This window comes from Sediminibacterium sp. (assembly GCF_051861365.1).
Classification (GTDB): Bacteria; Bacteroidota; Bacteroidia; order Chitinophagales; family Chitinophagaceae; genus Sediminibacterium.
The window spans coordinates 1-24,640 of sequence record NZ_JBHYCW010000007.1 but is presented as its reverse complement, the minus strand read 5'-3'; the positions used below and the strand labels follow the sequence as shown (position 1 = coordinate 24,640).

The following is a 24,640-nucleotide window of genomic DNA, read 5'->3' as shown; positions in this document are numbered from 1 at the left end:
ATGATTTGTTCATAAATCAAAAATCAAGAAATCAAAAATCATAGATCAAAAAATTATATGGAGCAAGCAATCGAACAAAAGACAAATGTGGATGCTTTATTGCAGAAGCGCCCACTGATCATTTCCGGTCCGTGCAGTGCCGAGACCGAAGAGCAGGTTATTCAAACGGCTACCAGACTGGCAGCAACCGGTAAAGTAGATATTCTGCGTGCAGGTATTTGGAAACCACGTACTCGTCCGGGTAGTTTTGAAGGCATTGGTACCAAGGGATTGCCTTGGTTGCAACAAGCACGTAAAGCATCCGGATTGCCGGTTGCGGTAGAAGTAGCAACGGGTAAGCAGGTGGAAGATGCACTGCATTTTGATGTAGACGTGCTATGGATCGGGGCGCGAACGACGGTAAACCCTTTTAGTGTTCAGGAAGTAGCAGATGCATTGAAAGGTGTAGATGTGCCGGTGCTCATCAAAAACCCCATCAATCCTGATCTGGAATTATGGATTGGTGCGGTAGAGCGTGTAGCAAAAGCCGGTATCAAAAACATTGGATTGATCCATCGCGGATTTAGTTCGTATGGTAATACAGAATATCGCAATGCACCTATGTGGCATCTCGCCATTGAAATGAAGAGACGTAATCCCGATATGCTGTTGATCAATGATCCTTCACATATCTGTGGACGAAGAGATATTCTCATGGATGTGGCACAAAAAGCAATCGATCTTGATTTTGATGGGTTGATTATTGAAAGTCATATCGATCCTGATAATGCTTGGAGTGATGCGAAGCAACAAGTAACTCCGGAGCGACTGGGTGAAATGATCAGTTCTATCATCTGGCGTAAGGAAGATATCAGTTCTGAAGAATTGCATGCTGCCATGGAAAAAATGCGTCAGCAGATCAATCAACTGGATGATGAATTGTTGCAACTGCTTGGACAAAGGATGAAAGTGGCAGATAAAATCGGACAATATAAAAAGGATAATAATATCACGATCTTACAAACCAATCGTTGGAATGCTATTCTCGATAGAGCTTTTGCAAAAGGAGAGCAATTGGGATTGAGTCGCGAGTTCATCACCAAATATTTTGATGCGGTACACATGGAAAGTATCAATCATCAGAACAAGATCATGAATGCATAGTGGTTATGAAGAAAAAAGCTGTACCATTTCCGGGTAAGACCGTACACTATTACTTTGATGCATCATTCGATCATTTGCAGAAAATGGTGGATAAAGAAAAAGTAGTATTGATCACGGATGAGCATGTTTTCTCAGCACATCTAAAGAAATTCAAAGGATGGAATACCATCGTTCTGAAGCCGGGAGAAGCATATAAAGTGCAGCAAACAGTTGATATGATCATTGATCAACTGATAGAGATGGGAGCAGATCGTAAAACAATCTTGGTAGGTGTAGGAGGCGGTGTCATCACAGATATTTCAGGGTATGTAGCCGGAATATTTATGCGTGGCATTGATGTAGGGTATGTACCCACCAGCTTATTGGCGATGGTAGATGCTGCGATCGGAGGAAAAAATGGAATTGATGTGGGCGTTTATAAAAATATGGTAGGATTGATTCGTCAACCTTCTTTCCTTTTGTATGATTATAGTTTTTTAAAAACACTTCCGGTAGCTGAATGGCAGAATGGTTTTGCAGAGATTATTAAACATGCCTGTGTCAAAGATGCAGCCATGTTCAAAGAGTTGCAACAGTATCGATTAAGCGATTATAAAAAAGATCTATCATTATTGAAAAAATTGATAGAGCGAAATGTCATGCTGAAAACAAAAGTGGTATTGTCTGATGAGCGAGAACAAGGAGAAAGAAAATTATTGAATTTCGGACATACACTCGGACATGCTATCGAGAATATGTATGAGTTAAGTCACGGTCAGGCCATCAGCATTGGAATGACTTATGCAACAATGATCTCTCAACAATTGAAAGGCTTTAAGGATACAGACGCGGTGGTGAATTTGTTAGCCAATTATGGCTTACCCACATTTGTCGATTTTGATGCAAAAAAAGCTTTTAAGGTGTTGCAAAAAGACAAAAAAAAGGATGATGTAAGTATTCATTATATCCTTCTTGAAAAAACAGGTAAAGCGGTGGTGCAACCCTTACTGATCATACAACTCAAAGAAATTTTCAAACAGTTTTAATCATACCGCAGCATGCTGCGATGATGCATGATAGTATGTCTACTCAGGTAAAAATAAATCCATCCACGATCCAGGGAACTATTCGGGCAGCTGCTGGAAAGAGTAGTATGCAAAGAGCCTGTGCAGCAGCTTTGTTGCGTAAGGGAGAGACTTTGATTATCAACCCCGGAAAAAGTAATGATGATTTAGCAGCCATTGATGTGATTCAAAAGTTGGGGGCTACAATTCGTTATACTGATGAAGGAGATTTGCATATTACTTCAAATGGACTATCACCCATTGATGCTGAAATCAGTTGTGGCGAAAGTGGTTTGGGTATCAGAATGTTTACACCCATTGCAGCGCTAAGTGAAAAACCACTCACCATTCATGGAACGGGTAGTTTGGTCAACCGTCCGATGTATTTTTTTGATGAGATACTACCTGCATTGCAAGTTCAAATCAAGTCAAACGAGGGTAAAGTGCCGCTACAGTTACAAGGACCTTTACGTCCGGCGAATATTGAAGTAGATGGATCATTGAGTTCTCAGTTCCTTACTGGATTACTCATGGCTTATGCAGCTGCGGGTGCTGATGGTATTACCATTCAAGTGAAAGATTTAAAGAGTAAGCCCTATATCGATTTGACATTAGCGGTGATGGCTGATTTTGGGTGGAAAGTAACACATGAAAATCATGAATATTTCCATTTTCATGGAACGACTTCGTCGAAAGAGGGGCTACTCAAATATCAAGTGGAAGGTGATTGGAGCGGAGCAGCTTTTTTATTAGTAGCTGGTGCCATTGCCGGACCTATTCGGGTTACGGGTTTAGATGTATTTTCAACCCAGGCAGATAAAGCTATATTGCAAGCATTGATGGATACCGGTTGTCGCATGTCCATCACCGATGCTTATATCGATATTTCACCTTTACCCTTAAAAGCATTTCATTTTAACGCAACGGATTGTCCGGATCTGTTTCCTCCGCTCGTAGCTTTAGCAGCTTATTGTGAAGGAACTACCGTTATTGAAGGTGTAAGCAGACTTTCTCATAAAGAAAGTGACAGAGGGATTACCTTACAGGAAGAGTTTGGTAAATTGGGGATTGAAATCGGCTTGCAAGATGATCTGATGGTCATTAAAGGAGGAACGGGGATCAAAATGGCAAAGGTTCATTCACATCATGATCATCGTATTGCTATGGCTTGTGCGGTAGCTGGCTTGTGTGCAGAAGGAGAAGTGATCATAACAGATGCAGATGCTATTAATAAATCCTATCCGGATTTTTATGATCATCTCCAGCAATTAGGTGCTGATATTGTCAAATTATAAATCAAAAGACTGTGAACTCGATCGGACGTATATTCAGAATCCACATCATTGGAGAATCGCATGGCGAATGTGTTGGGGTGATCATTGATGGTTGTCCGGCCGGATTACCCATAGCCGTAATCGATTTTGAAAAAGATCTGGAAAGAAGAAAAGGCGGCACTCAAAAAGGAACGACACCGCGAAAAGAGGATGATATCCCTTTGATCAAAACAGGCGTTTTCAATGGAAAAACAACCGGGGCGCCCATCACTATTCTATTTGACAATAAGAATACCCGTAGTGGTGACTATGAGAAGCAAAAAGCGATTCCGCGTCCTGGACATGCAGATTTTACAGCCGGTGTGAAGTATGGCGGTTATGAAGATTATAGAGGTGGGGGACATTTCAGTGGTCGTTTAACGGTTGGATTGGTGGCAGCAGGTGTGATCGCGAAAAAATTATTGCAAGCAGCCATACCGGTTGCCCATATTCTGGAAATAGGAGGAGAATCGGATATAGAAAAAGGGTTACAAAAGGCCATTGACCAAAAAGATAGTATTGGAGGCATTGTGGAATGTAGGGTGAGTGGATTGCCAGTTGGGCTAGGAGAACATTTTTTTGATTCAGTGGAATCTGTACTGGCTCACGCTGTATTTTCTATTCCGGCGATAAAGGGAATAGAATTTGGGGCAGGATTTTCAGCGGCAAAAATGTTTGGATCTGATCATAATGACCCCATACTGGATGCTACCGGTAAAACCGACTCAAACCATGCAGGTGGAGTGGTGGGGGGAATCACCAACGGAAATGAATTGGTTTTTCGGGTGGCGGTTAAGCCTACATCTTCAACACCCAAGGAGCAGACTACCTGGAATAGGGAAACAGAACAGTTAGATACGCTTTCGGTAAAAGGTAGACATGATCTATGTATCGCACTCAGGGTTCCGGTGGTGTTGGAAGCTGTGACAGCGGTAGTACTTGCAGACCTCATGCTCCTAGAGCAAAAAATCAATAAAATTTTATAAATAATTAAATATCAATTAATTGTGAATATTCAATCAGAATTTATTTATCATATTACAACGGCTGATAAATGGGAGAAAGCCAAGTCGGTTGGATTCTATGAAGCTGACAGTCTGGCTGTAGAAGGCTTTATTCATTGTAGTACTGAGGATCAGGTAGCGGGTGTATTGGAGCGTTATTATCAGGGTCAGACAGGCTTGGTAAAGCTTATTATTGATCGCCAGAAAGTGGACAGACCTGTTATTTTTGAGTTGGCTGGGTCAATTAATGAGGTTTTTCCACATATTCATGGGGTATTGAATTTGGATGCGGTGGTAGATATAATTCCGGTTCATGGATAATCATAACTATATCATTAGTGCGTCTTTGCAATTGGTGCCGATCGTTTCGGGAGCTAAGCACCCTTATGAATGGATCGATGACGTGATTGCCATTATTAAGGCTTCAGGGCTGCCCTATGAAGTAGGGCCTTTTTCTACCTCAATCGAGTCTGATTATAAATCAGTTACGGAGCTTATTAATAATATTAATAACTTTCTTTTTACCCAAAAATGCCCTGAGTGGGTATTACAGGTACAGTTGCAGCTTCGTTCCGGAGCTGATATGACTTCAAATGAAAAGACGGATAAGTATCGAGAGTGATGATATACCGCTGCTTTTGTCAACTGCACTTTTATTCAGTCAATTTTAATCTCTTGATTATAATGTGTAATAAATAATTGACTATCAATTATTTGAAATTTTTTGTTTGAATTAATAATTGAATCATTTTTTCATTTCTGGCATGGTGTTTGGTTAATGGGCATGACCGTATGTGCATATCCTCATTTGTATTTGGGGGCAAGGATGAGTAATATTACTCGTGTAGGTGGAAGATGGTACGGCAATTAACATCATGAAACTATTACTATACATTATTGGTGCTTTGTATTTTTTGATTCCCTCCGGAAAGCCAATGGCCTCTGTTGGGGCGTCTCATGCAGACACTATCCCTGTTCAAGACACGATTCCATCTCTGAAAACCGGGGGTGATAGTCTTGTGTTTTATAAAGACTCGATTCGGGTTGGTATTGGAGAAGACCTGTTAGGAGATTCCTTAATGCCTCAAGGTAAACTGATCAAAGGGGTAGCCAGTTATTACAGTTCTAAATTTGAAGGTAGAAAAACGGCTACAGGAACCATTTTTAGAAACGCCGGTATGACCGGAGCCAGTAATCATTTTAAGTTAAACACCCTTGTTATGGTTACCAATTTAAGAAATAACAAAAGCGTAATAGTGCTGATTACAGACCGGATGCACCCTCGTATGAAAAAGAAGGGGAGGGTGATTGATTTGACTCGCAATGCAGCAAAACAACTGGATTTCATTCAAAGAGGGTTGGTTAAAGTTTCGGTTCAGCCAATTGTACCTATAGCTAAGAATTGAGTGGGAATAAGTTCGGAATAACTTAAAGTTATCTTAATTTTCGGAAAATCAGTTTCACCATGTATTTTTGTGCCAATCAATAAAAAACTGTTATGAAGAAACTTCTTTTTTCCCTGATAGCCAGTTGTTTGGTATTCGCAGCGTTCGCCCAGACCGCTCCGAATAGCTATAAAAAAAGACCCTCATTAGGGATTAGTTTTGTTTTGAAAGACATGTACACTTCTGATGCTATCAGTAGAACTTCATTGTCATCTGTTATTTCTAATAAACAATGGACTCCATTTAACAGAATGGATCCGGGATTGAATATTCAATATTTCCAGGGATTGACCGAGTACGTTGATTTTCAAGCAACCCTTTCCGGATCATTCGTAAGATATCCTTTTTACCGTAGAGCAGGAGTTGCACAATCTACCAACAGTAAGTTTCTTCTTGAAATAGACGCAGCTGCAAACATCAAATTATTGACAGATAAGTATACAGTAGTGCCTTACTTAAGTTTTGGTCTGGGTGCTTCTATGTATACCGGTACCTATTTTGCAGCCTATGCACCTGCGGGTATGGGATTGCAATTCAATTTGGGTCAGGAGACTTTTCTCCATACACAATTCGTTCATAGATCAGCTATTTCCAATTTAGCAGTTAATAATTTGGCTTACTCAATCGGATTGACTTCTCCATTGACCGATAAAAAGGAGCCCGTGAAAGTAACTCCTCCGCCACCTCCACCAGTAGTTGAGAAGGACACAGATGGTGATGGTATACTCGATAGTAAGGATAAATGTCCTACTGTTGCCGGTGTTGCCAAATACGATGGTTGTCCTGTTCCCGATACAGATGGTGATGGTATCAATGACGACAATGATAAATGTCCTACCGTAAAAGGTTTGGCTAAATATGACGGTTGTCCAATACCCGATACAGACAAGGACGGTATCAATGATGAAGAAGATAAGTGTCCAACAGTTGCCGGTGTTGCTCGTTATCAAGGTTGTCCTGTGCCGGATACAGATAAAGATGGGATCAATGATGAAGAAGATAAATGCCCAACTGTACCTGGTGTAAGAGAAAACAATGGTTGTCCTGCCATTAAAGAAGAAGTTGTAAAGAAAGTAACAGCTAGTGCAAAGAATGTATTCTTTGTTACCGGTAGTGCAAAATTGCAGACAAAATCATTCAAGTCTTTGGATGAAGTGGTTGCTATTTTAAAAGAAGATGCTGCTTTAAAATTAGACATCGAAGGTCATACAGATAATACCGGAACTGATAAAGTGAATATTCCATTAAGTCAGAACCGTGCTAAATCAGTTTATGATTACATTGTTAGTAAAGGCATTGACGCTTCAAGACTTAGTTCAGAAGGATATGGTTCATCTAAGCCTGTTGCTGATAATAAAACAGCTGCCGGTCGTACTTTGAACAGAAGAGTTGAAATGAAGCTCAAATATTATTAAGAAGTGACAAGAATGAAGTTGCAAGGAACAAGTAAATGTTTCTAGAGAAAAAGCTCCGAACATGTTCGGAGCTTTTTCTTTAGTGTGATGATGAAGAGCGTGAATCTTAAAGAACTAAACAATATTGACTTCTCTCTCTAAGTGAATGCCAAATTTTTCAAAAACAGATTGCATGATATCTGTGGATAGTTTGAAAACATCAGCGCCTGTTGCATGACCATAATTCACCAATACCAAAGGTTGTTTTTCATGACATCCTACATCTCCTTTTCGAAATCCTTTCCAACCACATTGTTCTATTAACCAGGCTGCAGCAATTTTTACTTTCTGTTCGCTCACTGCATGACCCACTATCAGTGGAAATTTTTCTTCCAAGGTTTTAAATCTATTTAGGGATATGATAGGATTTTTAAAGAAACTTCCGGCATTGCCTAATGTATCCGGGTCAGGCAATTTTGATTGTCTGATACGAATAACGGCATCCGAAACTGCTTTGATATTTAATTCTTTGATCTGCATTTTCTCCAGCTCTTGATTGATTGCTCCGTATGAAGTATGAAATTCAGGTACTTTTTTCAATCGATAGGTAACACTGGTAATGATAAATCGGTTACGATATTTCTCTTTGAATACACTTTCCCGATAACCAAATTCACAGTCTTTGAGATAAAAGATCTCTTTATGCTTTTCATTGATATGCCAGGCTTCTAATGAGTGAAAAACATCCTTAATCTCAACGCCATATGCCCCTATATTTTGCATAGGAGAAGCACCCACACTGCCGGGTATTAAACTCAGGTTCTCTAAACCGGCATACCCTTTTTCAATACAATACATCACAAACTGATGCCAGTTTTCACCGGCCATGGCTTTTACGTAGAAGTAATCCTTATCCTCATCAATCAATTCAAATCCCTTGAGGTCATTCTTCAGCACCAAGCCATCCACATCTCTGGTAAATAGAATATTGCTTCCCCCGCCCAATATGAGTAATGGCATGTATGGAAGTTCATTATAGTGCTCCAGCATTTCTAAAAGCGCTTCCATGCTGTTGAATGATGCGAATAAACGAGCATGAACATCTATCCCAAAACTATTAAAAGCCTTGAGTGATCGATCAGGTGTAAACAATGTTCCATGATACATAAGCATTACTTTTCCTAGCTATAATGGATCTACATTCAAGACGACCCTTACCGCTTTATACCTTTTATTCGATTGTATGATGACGATCTGCTGCATGATCTCACGCTTACACTGCTGGATCTTTTGTACATCTTTGGGTAATTTAATCAACACTTCCCAAAGATATTGGTTTCTAATTCTATCCACTACGGGTTGAGCCGGTCCGCTCATTTCCTTTAAAAAGCTGCCGGCCATTCCTTGTATCAGTATATGTGCAGCTTCTTCTGCCAGCTGTTTCTCTTTGTGCTTGAATGTAAGTTGAATCAATCTGCTGAAGGGCGGATATCCGAATTGTTTCCTATTCTCTATTTCATACTGATACAAAGCTTCATACTGATGTTGTTGCACGAATGCCAGTACAGGATGACGCGTATTGCTTACCTGTATCAATACTTTACCCAATTGATCTTTTCTGCCGGCTCTACCACTCACTTGTTCCATTAACTGATAGGCTTTTTCATTGACCCTGAAATCTGTGAATCCCAATATCCCATCTGCATCAATAATACCTACAAGATTTACATGGTCAAAGTCTAAACCTTTCACCACCATTTGTGTACCCACTAATATATCCAGTCTTTGTTGTTCAAACAGTTTGATCAGTGCATCATGATCATGTTTTCCTCTTACACTGTCATAATCCATTCTAGCAATTCTGGCATCAGGGAAAAACTCGTTTAATAGTTCTTCTATCTGTTCTGTACCAAAATTTTTCTGTGTGAAGTCATGACTTCCACAAGCCGCACAGGTTTGTATGACCAGATAATGGGTTCCACAGTAATGGCAGGTGAGTTTATTCTGAAATTTATGATAGGTGAGTGTTACATCACAGTTCTTGCACTGGGGAATCCAGCCACAGGTATTGCAAATCTGATAAGGAGCATATCCTCTACGATTTTGAAAAAGAATGACCTGTTTTTGTTGGTCAAGCGATTGGCGAATAGCTTCCAAAAGTGGCTCTGTAAATGCAACTTTAGCTTTTTTTTGCTGAAATTTTTTAACATCGATCAATGTGATATCTGGTAATTGTGCATCTCCAAAACGTTCTGTCAATTGTACAAGTCCGTATTTGTTTTGCAGACAGTTGAAATAACTTTCTACAGAAGGTGTAGCACTCCCCAATAAAACTTTGGCTTGAAACAGATGGGCATAATAGATGGCAGCATCTCTCGCATGATAACGAGGTGCAGGGTCTTGCTGTTTATAGGAACCATCATGCTCTTCATCTGCAATGATCAAGGAAAGATTTTTGAACGGCAGGAACAGTGAAGATCTTGCGCCAAGCACAATTTTGATCTCTCCATTTTTTACTTTATTCCAGATTTCAACCCGTTCATTCGCATTGAATTTGGAATGATAAATAGCGATATATCCCCCAAAGTATTCCTGTAATCTTCTGATGATCTGCGCAGTCAAAGCAATTTCCGGCAACATATATAAAACCTGTTTGCCTTCTTTGATTTTTTCTTCGATAAGCTTTGTGTAAATCTGTGTTTTACCACTCGCGGTAACGCCATGTAATAAACAAACAGATTTCTCTTCGAACTGGGAATGAATTTCTGATAACGCTTTTTCCTGAGCAGGTGAGAGGGTGAACTGGATATTCACTTCTGGAGTGCCATAAGATATTCTGTCACTACTTCTTTTTTCAGAAAGAAGAATACCTTTATCAATCAAACCCTTTAGTTGAGCTGCAGTAGCAGTAGATTTTTTTAGTAACTCTTGTTGCAAAACTTCACCCTCTGTTCTTTGCAAATGCAGAAAAGCCAATAACAATTCCATTTGCTTAGGTGCTTTTGTCCAGCCGTTGAGTAATGCTGCCAGGTTTTCTTCATTTTTATAAGTAGGGTGTAAAAAGATGTAGGTCTGTTTCTTCTCTTTATATTTCTCTTTCAATTCTTCCCATACATAACAAACTTCTTTATCGATCAGTTTTTTGATAACAGGATATACGTTTGCTACATCCAATAATTCCTGTACTTCATTCAGGCGAAGCTCTTTTTTTAATTCTAAAGCTTCGGCAACAATATATTCACTGTCAGATAAGTCGCTGAAATCGATGCTGCGCTCTTCATTCCAAACCAGGATACTTTCACTGGATAATTTGAGATTAGTAGGAATGGCAGCTTGCATGATCTCACCTTCACTGCACATATAATAGTTCGCCATCCACTCCCAGAAGCGTAATTGTTCCGGATAAATGATGGGTTCATGATCCAGAATATTGATAATATCTCTCGGATCAAAAGCTTCCGGCTTGTTATAGTGAAGTCTTTTGATAATGCCAGCATATTTTTTACTCTTCCCCAACATCACTTCCACCCGAATGCCCGGTTGTACCTTATCCTGCAAAGCAGGCGGAATTGCCCAAGTATAATTGAGCGGTAAGGCAAGTGGTATGATGATCTCTGCGTACACAACTACTAATTTGATCAAAAATAAGGCTTATGCTGTTGGGTATGCTCTATATCTGCGCAGACCTGCATCCATGATATCATATACTTTTTCTTTAAGCAAAGGGATGTCTTGCATAGTTAAACCTTCCACAGGAATTTCATTCAAAAAAACCACTCTGCTTTTACCGGGAGTCAATGAGAAAATACTGTTGTAATGTAAACGCTCCAATGTATCTACCAGTAAAACCGGTTTAATCGGCGTTTCAGTTTCAATGGCAATACGAAATGCGCCATCAAAAAAATCTTTTAATGGGCTAGGTCCCATATTGAAAGTGCCTTCCGGAAAAATAAAGATGGAAATACCATGTCTCAATGCCGATTTCAAAGCACGTACACTCTTGGATCTGGTCCCTGCATTTTTTCTATCAACCAATACCACGGCAGCTCTATAGATCCAACCAAATACAGGTACTTTAACCATTTCATACTTGCCTAATATTCGGATGGGTTGATGTGCAATTAAAACCAGTGGCGGAATATCCATATAGGAGATATGGTTGGCAACAAAAATGTATTGTTTGGTAGGATCATGCGGGTACTCATAAATTTCTTGATGTGAAACTCCAATCAAAAAATACCAGACTTTAGCCCAGATCATGCACAGTTTGTAAATGAGATTACCTCCGGTAAGTTTTCCAAACAAAAGCGCTAGCATGACGAATGGAAAAACACCCAACATGATGACGACAAAAAGAATAAAAGCATAAACGCAGTATAACAACTGAAGCAGTCTGATCAGCGGATTCATCTATCGAACTTAAGCAAATAATGGGATAAATGAAGAGGGGAGCTTATAGTTTATGGTCAATAGTCCATAGACCATGGACCATGGACCATGGACCATGGACCATGGACCATGGACTATGGTCTATAGTAAAAGAAGGAGAGGATGTAGACAATAAAATATAGAAACTGATATTGGGTTGAATAAGAAGAGGCTGCATCAGACTTTTGATACAGCCTCTTTGTGCATGTAGGTTGTTTTCTAAAATTTATAGACAGCTGCAATTAAGAATGCCATGGTACTTTTTGTTTTTGTACTGGAAGCTCCTTTAAAAAACACATCACTTGCTGAATTATCCATTCTGAACTCAGGAATGATGGTCAAATTTTGATTCTTGATATTGGCTGATAATGTAGTAGCATAAATTTTTCCACCAATACCAATTGGAGAAACAGATCTATCATCGAAATAATCTTGCCGTAGTGTAAAACCTAAGGATGAAACAGGGTCATAATTAAAATAGAGGGCATGACTTTTCCAATTGGCTGATTGTCCGGCGGATTTGAGACATTGCATACTACCATCATAAGCAATACCCAATTGATCAGATAGGGCTCCTGTGATCACCATGTTGTACTGTGTAATGCCATTTCCTCCCTGAAAATTCAAGTAGCCTTTTACCTTATCATCTTTAGAAGCGGTACTGAACTGTGCTAAAATAAATTTTGCAGATGTAGTAGTGGTAGATTGATCTGTTGGATTGGCCACTCCAATCATCATGGCAGTTTTTCCGCCCAAAGAAATATCAGCTTTTACGCCGGTATGAAAGAATGGACCATAGGAGAAGCCATACGACATGCTGTAGTTTCTGTTGCCGGGTGCATCCACCAATTCATACCCAATATGGGTTGCCCATTTGCCCATGGTTAATTTGAAGTGATCGGTGACTGCATAGCTCAGGTACATTTGTTTAATGGCGGCGAGTGATCCGGCATCATTGTAAGAAAATTCCTGTGCTCTTCTGCCAAAACCAATATCTGCAACGGCAGATACTTTTCCTAAAGAGTGATCTACCCTGAAGGAAGCCATGCCCAACTCAAAAGAGTTTTGAGAGTTGGTAAAGCTGGTAAAGTTATTGGTTTTTGTGGGTGCATCAGAAAAGCTGTACCGGTAGTAGGCGTCAATGGAACCCGATAGAACGGTGCTTGCTTTTTTGGAAGAGTCTGATTGTGCGTTTACTGAAAGGCAGGCGCATACTGCTGTTGAAAGGGTTAAAATTTTGCGTAACATTGCATTGGTTTTATAATTAACAAATAGGTACAGTCGGTAAACCTGGTCAGAGGTTTATCATATGGCTGTACCTTATTTTCTTTAGCAAATCGATGGAGAGAACATACTGCAATCAATGGGTCAGCATTTTTTGCAGTATGATGCATGAATTAGTCGGCGAGCATACTTTCTTTCAAGTAGCCATTTTCTTCTACCAATAAAGTGCCTTGCACATATTTTTCATTGTGTTGTGTAGCATCCAATCCCAATAATTCTTCTTCAGAGCTAACACGTAAGGGCAGTATGAAATTGATGAATTTGAAGATGCCAAAAGACATCACAAAACTGTACACTACCACAATTCCCAGTGCTTTTATTTGTGTGAAAAAGAAAGCAGCATTACCATAAAACAAACCATCTGCTCCTGCACTGTTCACAGTTTTAGTGGCAAAAATGCCGGTGAGTAGCATACCTACTATGCCACCTATACCATGACAAGGGAATACATCCAAAGTATCATCCAGTTTAGATTTGGATTTATAATACACGGCAATATTAGAAATGATGGCAGAAAGCACACCAATGAAAATAGATTGGGGGATAGCTACAAATCCGGCACCGGGTGTAATGGCTACCAGTCCAACCACAGCACCGATACAAAATCCGAGTACGGAAGGTTTTTTACCTCTTAATACATCAAAGAACATCCATGATAATCCAGCAGCAGCGGCAGCAGTATTGGTAGTAGCAAATGCAGAAACCGCCAGCGCATTGGCGCCCAAGGCCGAACCGGCATTGAAACCGAACCAGCCAAACCAAAGTAATCCTGTCCCAATCAATACATAAGGAATGTTTGCAGGTGGAATTTCTTTTTGATCAACGTGGGCCTGTCTGCGCTTCAGTACCATGGCGCCGGCCAACGCTGCACAACCTGCTGAAATATGTACCACTGTTCCTCCAGCAAAATCCAGTGCGCCCATTTTAAACAAGAATCCTTCCGGATGCCAGGTCCAATGTGCAATGGGGGCATATACCAATAAGCTGAACAATGCGATGAAAACGATATAAGAAGTGAATTTTATACGTTCTGCAACAGCGCCTACCACCAAACCGGGCGTGATGATGGCAAACATCAACTGAAATAAAGCAAATAAGGTGATGGGAATGCTAGGCGCCAGACTCCAGGGTGCGCCGGAATTGATTCCTTTGAAGAATAAATGTGTAGAGGGATTGCCAATAAAGCCGCCGATCGATTCTCCAAAACATAAGCTATATACTACCGTAACCCATAAAATGCTGACAACACCTGTCGCTGCCACACTTTTGATCATAGTAGAGATTACATTTTTGCGGTGTACCATTCCACCATAAAAGAAGGCCAGACCGGGTGTCATTAAAAATACCAGTGCAGTAGCAACCAATATCCAAGTAATATCGGCGGCGCTATAGGCTCCGGCCTCATCGGCATAATTCGGTAAAGAGGGGATAAACAAAGCTACCAGTGCTACAGCTATTAATGCTGCAAACGGAGCGATCTTCTGAATGGTCATTTTTTTCATACTAGGGTTTTAAATTTAACATTACGATTATTGTAATTTGATAATCTGATAACAAAATACTCAATTAAATAATAAATTTTAAATAAAATATTAACATTTTAGTAATTAATATTTGTTTTTAACTTTGGAAATAATACCATCAAAATACTGTTACAGGTGCATTTTATACATAAAAAAACCTTTCAAACGCCGTTGAAAGGTTTTTGGAATAAAATATTAATAAAATAATTATGTATTAATTAAATAGCTTTGATCCTTAGATTCTAGTACCGATGTCCCCATTAAATACTGATCCACCCGTCTGGCACATTCCCTTCCTTCACTAATGGCCCATACCACTAAGGATTGTCCTCTTCGCATATCGCCCGCAGCAAATACTTTGGGAATGCTGGTCTGATAGTGTTTTTCATTCGCCCTAACATTCCCTCTTTCATCCAGTTCTACGCCTAACTCCGCAATCAATCCTTGATGCTGTGGGTGTACAAATCCCATGGCCAATAATGCCAATGAACAGGGTATCTCTCTTTCCGTACCCGGTATCTCTTCAAATCCTGCCGGTTTAATATCGGTAGAAGCTTTCCACTGTAGATCTGCTATTACAATAGATTGAAGGTTTCCATTTGTATCGCCCTTGAATGCCTTTGTCACCACTGCCCATTGTCTATTCGCTCCCTCTTCATGTGAAGAAGTAGTCTTTAATACCATGGGATAAGTAGGCCATGGCATAGCAGCCGTTCTTTTTTCAGGTGGCTTGGGCATCAATTCCAATTGAGTTATCGATAAAGCACCTTGTCTGTTGGAAGTGCCTACACAGTCACTACCCGTATCTCCTCCGCCAATCACCACCACATGTCGGTCTGTTGCCAGTAAATCCTCCGTTTTGATCGCCTCACCCGATACACGTTGATTTTGCTGCTTCAAAAAATCCATCGCAAAATGCACACCTTTTAATTCCCGACCGGGAATATTCAAATCTCTTGGAATGGTTGATCCTCCTGCTAAAACAATGGCCTGGTATTCTCGTAACAGATCATTGATACTAATATCCACACCCACATGAGCATTACACTTGAAAACAATCCCTTCTTCCACTAATAAAGCAACTCTTCTTTCCACTACCCATTTCTCTAACTTAAAATCAGGAATGCCATAACGCAGTAGGCCACCAGGATATGCATCTCTCTCAAATACGGTCACCTGATGACCGGCATAATTCAATTGTGCAGCCGCGGCTAAACCTGCCGGACCCGAACCTACCACGGCCACTTTTTTTCCGGTTCTTAGATTGGGCTTTCTGGGTTGTACAAATCCTTTTTCAAAAGCGGTTTCAATGATATGTTTCTCTATTTCTTCAATTGCTACGGGGTTTTGGTTGATGCCCAATACACAGGCACTCTCACAAGGAGCCGGACAAATACGTCCGGTGAATTCAGGAAAATTATTGGTGGCACTGAGAAGTTCATAGGCTTCATGCCAGTTTTGTCTGTACACGGCATCATTGAATTCAGGAATGATATTGCCTAATGGACAACCGCTATGACAAAAGGGAACGCCACAGTTCATGCAGCGAGCGGATTGTTGATTCAATTGATCATCCGTCATTCGTTCCACGAATTCTTTATAATCGCCAATTCTCTCTTGCGGCGATCGCTTGGATGGATGGATTCTGTCGAATTCTATAAAGCCGGTTGGTTTTCCCATAAAAATGCTTGAATGGTTTAATATCCTTGAGTTACGGTTGCTTTCTTTTGTAATGCTTTTTTATAATCTCCCGGAAATACTTTCACAAAGTTTTTGAGTTGATGATCGAAGTCATCCAAAATAAATCTGGCAACTGTGCTGTTGGTATAAGTGTGGTGTTGTGTAATCATCTCTTTGAGATAAATACTATCATCTGCTTCCAAAGGATCGAGTGCTACCATTTCCATATTGCATTTTTCAGCAAATGAACCTTCCGCATCATAGATGTAAGCAATACCTCCGCTCATGCCTGCTGCAAAATTTCTTCCTGTGCTGCCTAATATAATGGCTTTGCCACCTGTCATGTATTCGCAACCATGATCTCCAACACCTTCCACCACCACTTCGGCTCCTGAATTTCGCACGGCAAATCGTTCACCCGCTTTTCCTCTGATGAATGCTTTTCCGGATGTAGCTCCATATAACGCCACATTACCAATGATGATATTCTCTTCCGGAACAAAGGCCGATGCTTTTGCCGGATACACAATCAGCGTAGCACCACTCAAACCTTTTCCGAAATAATCATTGGCATCTCCTTCCAATTCTAAAGTAATGCCTTTGGTATTGAAAGCGCCAAAACTTTGTCCGGCTGTTCCTTGGAAACTAAAATGAATCGTATCATCCGGAAGTCCTGCAGCTCCGTATTTTTTTGTGATCTCATTGGAAAGAATAGTACCCACAGTTCGATCTGTATTTTTAATATCTATACTGGCACGTACTTTTTCTTTTTGATCAATAGCCGGTTTTGCTAACGCTAATAATTTCCAGTCCAATACACTGCTCAATCCATGATCCTGTTCTTCTTGTTGATACAATCCTGTATACAATGATTCGGGTTCTTTGAAAAGCACTGCGGACAAATCCAATTGATCATATTTCCAATGCGTGATACCCTCTCGCATTTCCAGAGTATCAACTTGTCCCACCATTTCATTCACCGTTCTATAACCTAATTCTGCCATGATCTCTCTCAGTTCTTGTGTAATGAACTTGAAAAAGTGAACAACATGATCCGGGTCTCCGGCGAATCGTTTTCTTAATTCGGGATCTTGCGTAGCAACACCTACCGGACAAGTATTCAAATGACATTTCCGCATCATGATACAGCCTTCTACAATGAGTGCGGCAGTAGCAACACCCCATTCTTCAGCGCCTAATAAAGTGGCAATTGCAATATCTCTTCCCGTTTTCATTTGTCCATCAGCCTGTACTACGATGCGACTTCTCAATTTATTTTTCACCAAGGTCTGATGTGTTTCTGCCAATCCCAATTCCCAGGGTAAACCTGCATGTTTGATAGAGCTGATGGGAGAAGCGCCTGTTCCGCCGTCATGACCTGATATCAATACCACGTCCGCTTTGGCTTTTGCTACACCTGCTGCAATGGTTCCCACGCCTGCTTTGGATACCAGCTTCACATTGATGCGTGCTTTTCTGTTGGCATTCTTCAAATCAAAAATCAATTGCGCCAGATCTTCAATCGAATAAATATCATGATGTGGTGGGGGAGAGATCAATCCAACACCGGGTGTAGCATGTCTGGTTTTGCCAATCCAGTCGTCTACTTTATGGCCGGGTAATTGTCCGCCTTCACCCGGCTTGGCTCCTTGTGCCATTTTAATTTGTAATTCATCCGCTTCTGTTAAATACAAACTCGTAACACCAAATCTTGCTGAAGCTACTTGCTTGATGGATGAACGCATCGAATCTCCATTGGGCAATGGTTGATACCTGATCTCATCTTCTCCACCTTCACCGGTATTACTTTTGCCACCGAGTCTATTCATGGCGATAGCCAGTGTAGTATGTGCTTCCCAAGAAATAGAGCCAAACGACATGGCACCGGTTGCAAACCTTTTATAAATATTCTCAGCGGGTTCTACTTCATCGATGGATATGGATGGACGATTTTTTCGGAACTGAAATAAACTGCGTAATGTGCATGCTTTCTCTGATTGATCATTGATGAGTTTGGAGTATTTTTTGAAAGTATTGTAATCATTGCTTTTCGTAGCATGTTGTAATAAGTGAATCGTTTGTGGGTTGAACAGATGAAACTCGCCTTTTCTTTTCCATTGATAGATGCCACCTACCGGTAATCGGTCTACCGGAATTTCTTTTTTACCAAATGCAAAGAAATGTTTCGCTAATGTTTCTTTAGCGATCTCATCCAATCCCATACCTTCAATTCTGGAAGTGGCACCGGTGAAATAAGTGTCCACCACTTTTTTATTCAAACCGATGATCTCAAAAATTTGTGCACCTTGGTATGATTGCAAAGTGGAAATACCCATTTTAGAAAACACTTTCAGCAAACCTTCATTTACTGCTTTGATATAATTTTTCTTGAGCTGATCAGCATCTATGTCCGTTTGTAATTTGTGGCTCAACTTCATATCTCTGATAGAAGATAATGCGAGATAGGGATTGATAGCTGTAGCGCCAAACGCAATCAAACAAGCAAAATGATGTACTTCCCAAACATCACCTGCTTCTACAATAATACCCACCTGTCCGCGATAACCTTTTCGTATCAAATGATGATGTACTGCTGCGGTTGCCAATAAAGATGGGATCTGTGCATGATCAGAGTCAATGGCTCTATCTGTTAGAATCAATACCTCAAATCCATCTTCAACCGCGTCTGCAGCGTATCTGCAAATTCTGTCGAGCCCCGCTTTCAAAGAACCGGGTTTACCATCTGCACGGAAATAAGTTTGTAATGTTTTTGCCTGAAAGATGCCGGTATCAATACTTCTGATTTTTTCCAACTCATAATTATTCAAGACCGGATGTTTGAGCGCTACACTATGACAAGCCAATGGATCTTCAACTAATAAATTACCATTGCTTCCTGCAAATGTGGCGAGTGACATTACCATTCTTTCTCGAATGGGATCAATGGGTGGATTGGTTACCTGTGCAAACAATTGTTTGAAATAGCTGCTGAGGTGTTGTGGTTGCTCGCTTAATACTGCCAATGGTGTATCGGTTCCCATGGAACCAATCGGTTCTTTTCCATCCAGTGCCATGGGAGCAATAATTGTATCCAAGTCTTCTGTTGAATAACCAAATGCTTTCTGATATTTGAATACTTGATCATGTTCTAAATGGGTGAACATTACCCTGGGTTCCGGTAGTTCCTCCAATCGGATCTTATACTTGTTCAACCACTCTCCGTAAGGTTTTTGAGAACAGATCTGTTGCTTCAATTCTTCATCACTGATAATTCGACCTTGTTCCATATCTACTACAAACATTTTCCCGGGTTGTAGTCTTCCTTTTTCTTTGATCAGTGAAGCATCGATGGGAAGTGTACCTGTCTCGGAAGCCATGATCACTCGATCATCCGTGGTAACACAATAGCGTGATGGACGTAATCCGTTTCTATCCAATGTAGCACCGATGATCTTTCCATCTGTAAAGGAAATGGAAGCGGGTCCATCCCAAGGTTCCATCATACAAGCATGGTATTCATAAAAAGCTTTCTTCATGGGGTCCATCTGTTCATTACCATCCCATGCTTCCGGAATCAGCATCATCATCACATGTGGTAAGGATCTGCCGGTGAGGGTGAGTAACTCGATCATGTTATCTAAACAAGCAGAATCTGATTGTCCGTTGGTAACAATTGGCAAGAGCATATCCATTTCTTCTCTCGTGAAATAGGGAGAAGTAAATCCTTTCTCACTTGTTCTTAACCAGTTCAGGTTTCCTTGTAGTGTATTGATTTCGCCATTGTGTGCAATGTATCGGAAAGGTTGTGCGAGTTTCCAAGAAGGAAATGTATTGGTTGCAAAACGGGAGTGTACGAGTCCGAATGCAGACACAACGCGTTTATCATTCAGGTCAGGAAAATAGCCACGTACTTGCGTGCTGGTGAGTTGACCTTTGTACACGATGGTTTTATGAGAAAGAGAAGCCAGATAAAATCCAATCTCATCTTTCTTAACGGTGTTGTTGATCGTATGCGTTGCATAATTACGCAGTACAAATAATTTTCGTTCAAAGTCATCCGGATTGGTCAAATGATCCGGACAAGCAATGAATACTTGTTCCATGAAAGGTTCTACGGATAATGCTGTTTTACCGATATCAGTTGTGTTGACAGGAACTTTTCGATAGCAAAGAATATCGAGACCGAGTTTTTCTGCAGAGCGATTGAAGATGTCGCGACACTCCTCGCGTAATCTGAGTTCTTTAGGAAAGAAGATAAATCCTACGCCATATTTTCCATAAGCAGGAAGATGTGCACCTTGGCGAATGCATTCATCAAAAAAGAATTCGTGTGGAATCTGGATCATGATACCCGCACCATCACCTGTATTGCTTTCGCAACCGCAAGCGCCGCGGTGTTCCATATTTTCCAATACCGTCAATGCATCTGCAATGTGCTGATGGGATTTACTGCCTTTGATGTTGGCTACGAATCCAATGCCACAAGCATCATGTTCGAAGCTGGGGTCATACAGACCCGTGCTGTTGTTAGAAACAAGCATGTGCAACCGAATTAAAGTTCAGGAAATAGAATGGCAGGCAATCAGCAGTAAGTTAATCAATAAAAGCGTAGAAAAGAAAATAGTTATTCAATAAATATCAACATTGGTTAAATATTGTTCAATAATGTGTGATTTGTATGCTAAATCATTCAAAACAAACGTTAGTTTTTTGAAAGGCTGTCATCCTCGTTGTAACTGATCACACATGTAATCATCAACTAAAACTGCCATATTTCTCTTAACGGTAAAATCTTGCGGCCTGCAGCCTGCAGCTTGCCACTCGTAGCTCATCCCCTCAATCAGCTAAATCTCTATACACAAAGTAGTGTTCCGGAAAGGAGAGGGTAATTTTTGTTTCTTTTTTGAAAATACCATACACGGTACTGCCGGTACCTGTCATGGATGCATACACTGCTCCATGTTGGTATAAGGTATCTTTGAGCTCACGAATTTTCGGATAAGCATCCATCACGGATGTCTCAAAATCATTGATCAATTGATCGCGCCAAGTAGAAGGATCTTGTGTAACGATCTGTTCACAACTGATAGAAGGGATAGCTGGTTGTAATTGTCCGAAAGCCCAACCGGTAGGAACATGGATACCGGGATTGACCAATACAAACTGGTAGGCACTGAGATCTAATGACAATGGCTTCATGATTTCACCTCTACCTGTAGCAAAACAGGGTTGGTTCAAAATAAAGAATGGACAATCGCTACCTAATTGTAGTGCATATTGAATCAATTGCTCTTGCGTTAATCCCAATTGAAATTGTTGATTCAGTAATCGTAGTGTAAAAGCACCATCAGCACTACCGCCGCCCAATCCCGCGCCCATAGGAATGGTTTTATGTAGGTGCATTTGAATGGAGGGAATAGCAGGGAAATCTTGTTTCAGTAAAGCATAAGCTTTTACACAAAGATTTTGATGAGTCTCGCCCTGAACAGGCAGTCCTGTTATATTGAAGTCAACAGGAGTATCCGTCGTCCCACGCACAATCTCCAATGCATCTCTCAGTCCATGTATCGGATAGAATACCGTTTCAATATCATGATACCCATCTTCCCGCTTATGCACCACCCGAAGACCGAGATTGATTTTTGCGTTAGGGAAAAGGATCATGGGGGAGGTGTGAATGGTGAATTGTCAATGGTGAATAGTGAATAGTGAGTAGTCAGTATTTTATTAAACTTACTTGTAGCTTGCAGCCTGTAGCTAGGAGCTAGAAGCTTGCAGCTCATAGCTTACTTCCTCTTATTCATCTCATCCCTAATCGCAATCGCTCTGATATAATCTTCATGTTCAAGTACATCATTGAGTAGGGTTTGCAATTCTTCTAGGCTCATATTGCTGAGGTCTTCACGTCCGCTGCCACTTTCTTCTACACCTACGGCTTCAGCTTTTTGTTTTTTACCGGTACCACCATCTTCCATGAGAATACCAGCATTTTCAAGGATATGTTCATAGGTATAGATGGGACATCCGAAACGAACAGCCAATGCCAATGCATCGCTGGTTCTACTATCTATTTCAACGGTATCATGTTCTGTGAAACACACCAGCTTGGAATAGAAAATGCCTTCTTGTAGATCGCTGATGATGATCTCCTGTAATTCTACATTGAATGCGTTCATGAAATTTTTCATGAGATCATGGGTGAGTGGACGGCTGGGTTGCATATTTTCCAATGCTACCGCAATGGCTTGTGCCTCAAAACCACCGATCACGATGGGGAGTCTTCTCATTCCGTTGGCTTCACCTAATACTACCGCATAAGAATGCGTTTGGGTAATGCTGTGTGAAAGCGCCACAATTTCCAATTCTATCTTTTTCATAGACCCCACGAAAATAAACCAAATTAGGTTAAGATGGATGCTCAGTTGGTGAAACCGTCATTCAGTTGATCAAATCCATTGACCGGATTTGATCTTTTTATCCAACAAAAATGTTCCGAATGGGAAAAAAGCAGCCAGAAAAGCCCAGATCAACATTTGGAAAGGCCATTGTTTCTCTTCCTTCACTACATATGCCAACCAGCAATAAGCAATGAACAATAAGCCATGAACCCATCCGGTAAATTTCACCGCTTCAGGTATTCCTGCGAAATATTTCAGGGGCATGGCAATCAGGAGTAATACCAATAGCGAAATACCTTCCGCAATACCAACTTTTCGAAATAGTGTGAGCGAACTTTTCATACTGCAAAGAAACAGGGAAGGATTGAGTAATTTGCAGAAAATAACATTGAATTATGCCGTTAGTTGATTTAGCAACGATCAGTCCTAAAGAAATTGTGCCGGGTTATTCCGCTCGGTTCATTCATACGGAAAATATGACTTTCTCTTATCTGGATGTAAAAGCAGGAGCTGCTTTGCAAGAACATGCACATCCACATGAGCAAGTGGCGCATGTATTGGAAGGGGAGTTTGAATTGACATTGGATGGTGAGCCGATTCGGTTTACACCCGGACAAGTGATCGTGATTCCATCCAATATTCGTCACTCCGGATTGGCGATCACGGATTGTAAATTATTGGATGTTTTTTATCCCGTTCGGGAAGATTATCGTGCACTTTAAAATGAGATGATGAACTTAGATCTGACCAATAAAACAGCACTGGTATGCGGTGCTTCACAAGGACTAGGTGCTGCAGTGGCACATGAACTGGCAATGTTGGGTGCCAATGTATGGCTGCTGGCACGCAATGAAGAGAATTTGAAAGCGGTGAAACAATCGCTGGATATTTCACTCGGACAACAACACGGTTATTTTGTAGCAGATTCAGGAGATCCCGAGCATATCAAACAGCTCATTACCGATTTTCTTGCCAAAGGAAAAAGAATTGATATCCTGGTGAACAATACCGGTGGTCCGGCTGCCGGTCCATTGCTCAATACTTCTTTGGAAGACATGCAAAAAGGAGTAACAGCTCATTTACTCACAGCACATACATTGGCTCAATTGGTGGTGCCGGGTATGAAAGCAAATAAATTTGGACGCATCATCAATATTTTATCTACTGCCGTGAAACAACCCATCAATGGATTGGGTATTTCCAATACAGTACGAGCAGGTGTGGCGAATTGGGCCAAGACATTGGCGAATGAGATCGGACAATACGGGATCACCGTCAACAATGTATTACCCGGTTATACAAAAACAGATCGACTCGATTATTTATTTGGAAAACAAGCATCCGATGCAAGTACCACTGTGGATGCGATCGTAGAAAAAACAATTGCCATGATTCCCGCAGGGAGATTGGGAGAGCCGGAAGAGTTTGCAGCGGCTGTTGTATTTTTATGTTCACCTGCGGCAGGATATATCAATGGTATTAATTTACCGGTGGATGGTGGGAGAGTGGGGAGTTTGTGATGTTGTTATTGGTCAGGCGACCACAGGTGTTCGGAAGATTAAGGAGGATTAGCCCCAAAAAGCTGCTCAAAGGTATTTGGATCACCACCACAAAGAATGACAATACTTTTGGTAACCTCTCTTTCTAATTCTTGTTCAAGGCGAAGCATAGGTATTTTAAATCCGGTAAGTTTATTGGTTTTCTTATACGCTTCCAATAATATAGCAGCGATCATTGTTACATATAAAATGACTTTTATGCCGTTCTCGCTTCTGTTTGTTAAATGATCAAAATTGAGTACCTGTTTAATAAACTTGAAGAAGACTTCTATATCCCAACGCTTTTTGTATATATCACTAATCTCTGCTGCAGTTGAATCAATAATATTGGTTACAAAAATGAATTTTTCACCGGTATTTTTCTTGTATGCTTCGATGCATCTAAGAGGGTATGCTGATTTTTTCGTTGAAGAAAATAAGTAACAC

22 protein-coding genes are annotated in these 24,640 nt (G+C 40.7%); 11 read left to right on the top strand and 11 right to left on the bottom strand.

All coding sequences use genetic code 11. The annotated features are described in order from the left end of the window. Positions 1-57 precede the first annotated feature (57 nt). From ACTIEV_RS04680 to ACTIEV_RS04640, 9 genes are all read left to right on the top strand, one after another. Positions 58-1,143 (top strand): chorismate mutase, encoded by a 1,086-nt coding sequence (locus ACTIEV_RS04680; protein ID WP_178888411.1) that lies wholly within the window; start codon positions 58-60, stop codon positions 1,141-1,143. 5 nt (positions 1,144-1,148) lie between these two features. Continuing rightward, positions 1,149-2,168 carry a 3-dehydroquinate synthase gene (aroB, locus tag ACTIEV_RS04675; RefSeq protein WP_322196941.1) on the top strand — a complete coding sequence of 340 codons (1,020 nt, stop codon included), beginning with the start codon at positions 1,149-1,151 and terminating at the stop codon, positions 2,166-2,168. Positions 2,169-2,203: 35 nt separating this feature from the next. Continuing rightward, positions 2,204-3,481: a 3-phosphoshikimate 1-carboxyvinyltransferase gene (aroA, locus tag ACTIEV_RS04670; protein WP_322196942.1), complete on the top strand. Its 1,278-nt coding sequence runs from the start codon at positions 2,204-2,206 to the stop codon at positions 3,479-3,481. An 11-nt stretch (positions 3,482-3,492) separates the two neighbouring features. After that, entirely contained in the window at positions 3,493-4,485 is a 993-nt protein-coding gene (locus ACTIEV_RS04665) for a chorismate synthase (RefSeq protein ID WP_322196943.1), read from the top strand. Between the two features lie 21 nt (positions 4,486-4,506). Then, positions 4,507-4,824: a DUF952 domain-containing protein gene (locus tag ACTIEV_RS04660; RefSeq protein ID WP_322196944.1), complete on the top strand. Its 318-nt coding sequence runs from the start codon at positions 4,507-4,509 to the stop codon at positions 4,822-4,824. Beyond that, positions 4,817-5,125 (top strand): thiamine-binding protein, encoded by a 309-nt coding sequence (locus tag ACTIEV_RS04655; protein WP_322196945.1) that lies wholly within the window; start codon positions 4,817-4,819, stop codon positions 5,123-5,125. The genes ACTIEV_RS04660 and ACTIEV_RS04655 overlap by 8 nt, the downstream gene beginning before the upstream one ends. A 102-nt stretch (positions 5,126-5,227) precedes the next feature. After that, complete coding sequence (locus ACTIEV_RS04650; RefSeq protein WP_439516218.1) at positions 5,228-5,374, top strand: hypothetical protein; 147 nt, start codon at positions 5,228-5,230, stop codon at positions 5,372-5,374. Between the two features lie 4 nt (positions 5,375-5,378). Beyond that, positions 5,379-5,909, top strand: coding sequence for a septal ring lytic transglycosylase RlpA family protein (locus ACTIEV_RS04645; RefSeq protein WP_322196946.1), 531 nt, complete (start codon positions 5,379-5,381; stop codon positions 5,907-5,909). 92 nt (positions 5,910-6,001) lie between these two features. Beyond that, a complete protein-coding gene (locus ACTIEV_RS04640; protein WP_322196947.1) occupies positions 6,002-7,363 on the top strand; it encodes an OmpA family protein in 1,362 nt (453 codons plus the stop codon). 114 nt (positions 7,364-7,477) lie between these two features. On the opposite strand, the gene murB is transcribed toward ACTIEV_RS04640, so the two are convergent. From murB to ACTIEV_RS04590, 10 genes are all read right to left on the bottom strand, one after another. After that, on the bottom strand, positions 7,478-8,509 hold the full coding sequence (murB, locus tag ACTIEV_RS04635; RefSeq protein ID WP_322196948.1) for a UDP-N-acetylmuramate dehydrogenase: 1,032 nt from the start codon (positions 8,507-8,509) through the stop codon (positions 7,478-7,480). Between the two features lie 18 nt (positions 8,510-8,527). Beyond that, entirely contained in the window at positions 8,528-10,984 is a 2,457-nt protein-coding gene (priA, locus tag ACTIEV_RS04630) for a replication restart helicase PriA (protein ID WP_322196949.1), read from the bottom strand. A gap of 9 nt (positions 10,985-10,993) precedes the next feature. Continuing rightward, entirely contained in the window at positions 10,994-11,752 is a 759-nt protein-coding gene (locus ACTIEV_RS04625) for a lysophospholipid acyltransferase family protein (protein WP_322196950.1), read from the bottom strand. Positions 11,753-11,989: 237 nt separating this feature from the next. Continuing rightward, positions 11,990-13,018 (bottom strand): outer membrane beta-barrel protein, encoded by a 1,029-nt coding sequence (locus ACTIEV_RS04620; RefSeq protein ID WP_322196951.1) that lies wholly within the window; start codon positions 13,016-13,018, stop codon positions 11,990-11,992. Positions 13,019-13,167: 149 nt separating this feature from the next. Then, positions 13,168-14,556, bottom strand: a complete 1,389-nt coding sequence (locus tag ACTIEV_RS04615; RefSeq protein WP_322196952.1) for an ammonium transporter — start codon at positions 14,554-14,556, stop codon at positions 13,168-13,170. Between the two features lie 228 nt (positions 14,557-14,784). Continuing rightward, entirely contained in the window at positions 14,785-16,257 is a 1,473-nt protein-coding gene (locus ACTIEV_RS04610) for a glutamate synthase subunit beta (protein ID WP_322196953.1), read from the bottom strand. A 17-nt stretch (positions 16,258-16,274) separates the two neighbouring features. Continuing rightward, positions 16,275-20,798 carry a glutamate synthase large subunit gene (gene gltB, locus ACTIEV_RS04605; protein WP_322196954.1) on the bottom strand — a complete coding sequence of 1,508 codons (4,524 nt, stop codon included), beginning with the start codon at positions 20,796-20,798 and terminating at the stop codon, positions 16,275-16,277. Positions 20,799-21,093: 295 nt separating this feature from the next. Then, a complete protein-coding gene (ispE, locus tag ACTIEV_RS04600) occupies positions 21,094-21,921 on the bottom strand; it encodes a 4-(cytidine 5'-diphospho)-2-C-methyl-D-erythritol kinase (protein WP_322196955.1) in 828 nt (275 codons plus the stop codon). A gap of 122 nt (positions 21,922-22,043) precedes the next feature. Next, positions 22,044-22,634 carry a bifunctional nuclease family protein gene (locus tag ACTIEV_RS04595; protein ID WP_178888425.1) on the bottom strand — a complete coding sequence of 197 codons (591 nt, stop codon included), beginning with the start codon at positions 22,632-22,634 and terminating at the stop codon, positions 22,044-22,046. 69 nt (positions 22,635-22,703) lie between these two features. Beyond that, positions 22,704-22,997 carry a DUF3817 domain-containing protein gene (locus ACTIEV_RS04590; RefSeq protein WP_322196956.1) on the bottom strand — a complete coding sequence of 98 codons (294 nt, stop codon included), beginning with the start codon at positions 22,995-22,997 and terminating at the stop codon, positions 22,704-22,706. Positions 22,998-23,050: 53 nt separating this feature from the next. On the opposite strand from ACTIEV_RS04590, the gene ACTIEV_RS04585 reads away from it, so the two are divergent. Next, positions 23,051-23,377, top strand: coding sequence for a cupin domain-containing protein (locus ACTIEV_RS04585; RefSeq protein ID WP_322196957.1), 327 nt, complete (start codon positions 23,051-23,053; stop codon positions 23,375-23,377). Positions 23,378-23,386: 9 nt separating this feature from the next. After that, on the top strand, positions 23,387-24,175 hold the full coding sequence (locus tag ACTIEV_RS04580; RefSeq protein ID WP_322196958.1) for an SDR family oxidoreductase: 789 nt from the start codon (positions 23,387-23,389) through the stop codon (positions 24,173-24,175). A 38-nt stretch (positions 24,176-24,213) separates the two neighbouring features. Here the strand turns inward: ACTIEV_RS04580 and ACTIEV_RS04575 are convergent. Beyond that, the coding region (locus ACTIEV_RS04575; RefSeq protein WP_439516217.1) for a transposase at positions 24,214-24,640 on the bottom strand (427 nt) is incomplete at its 5' end.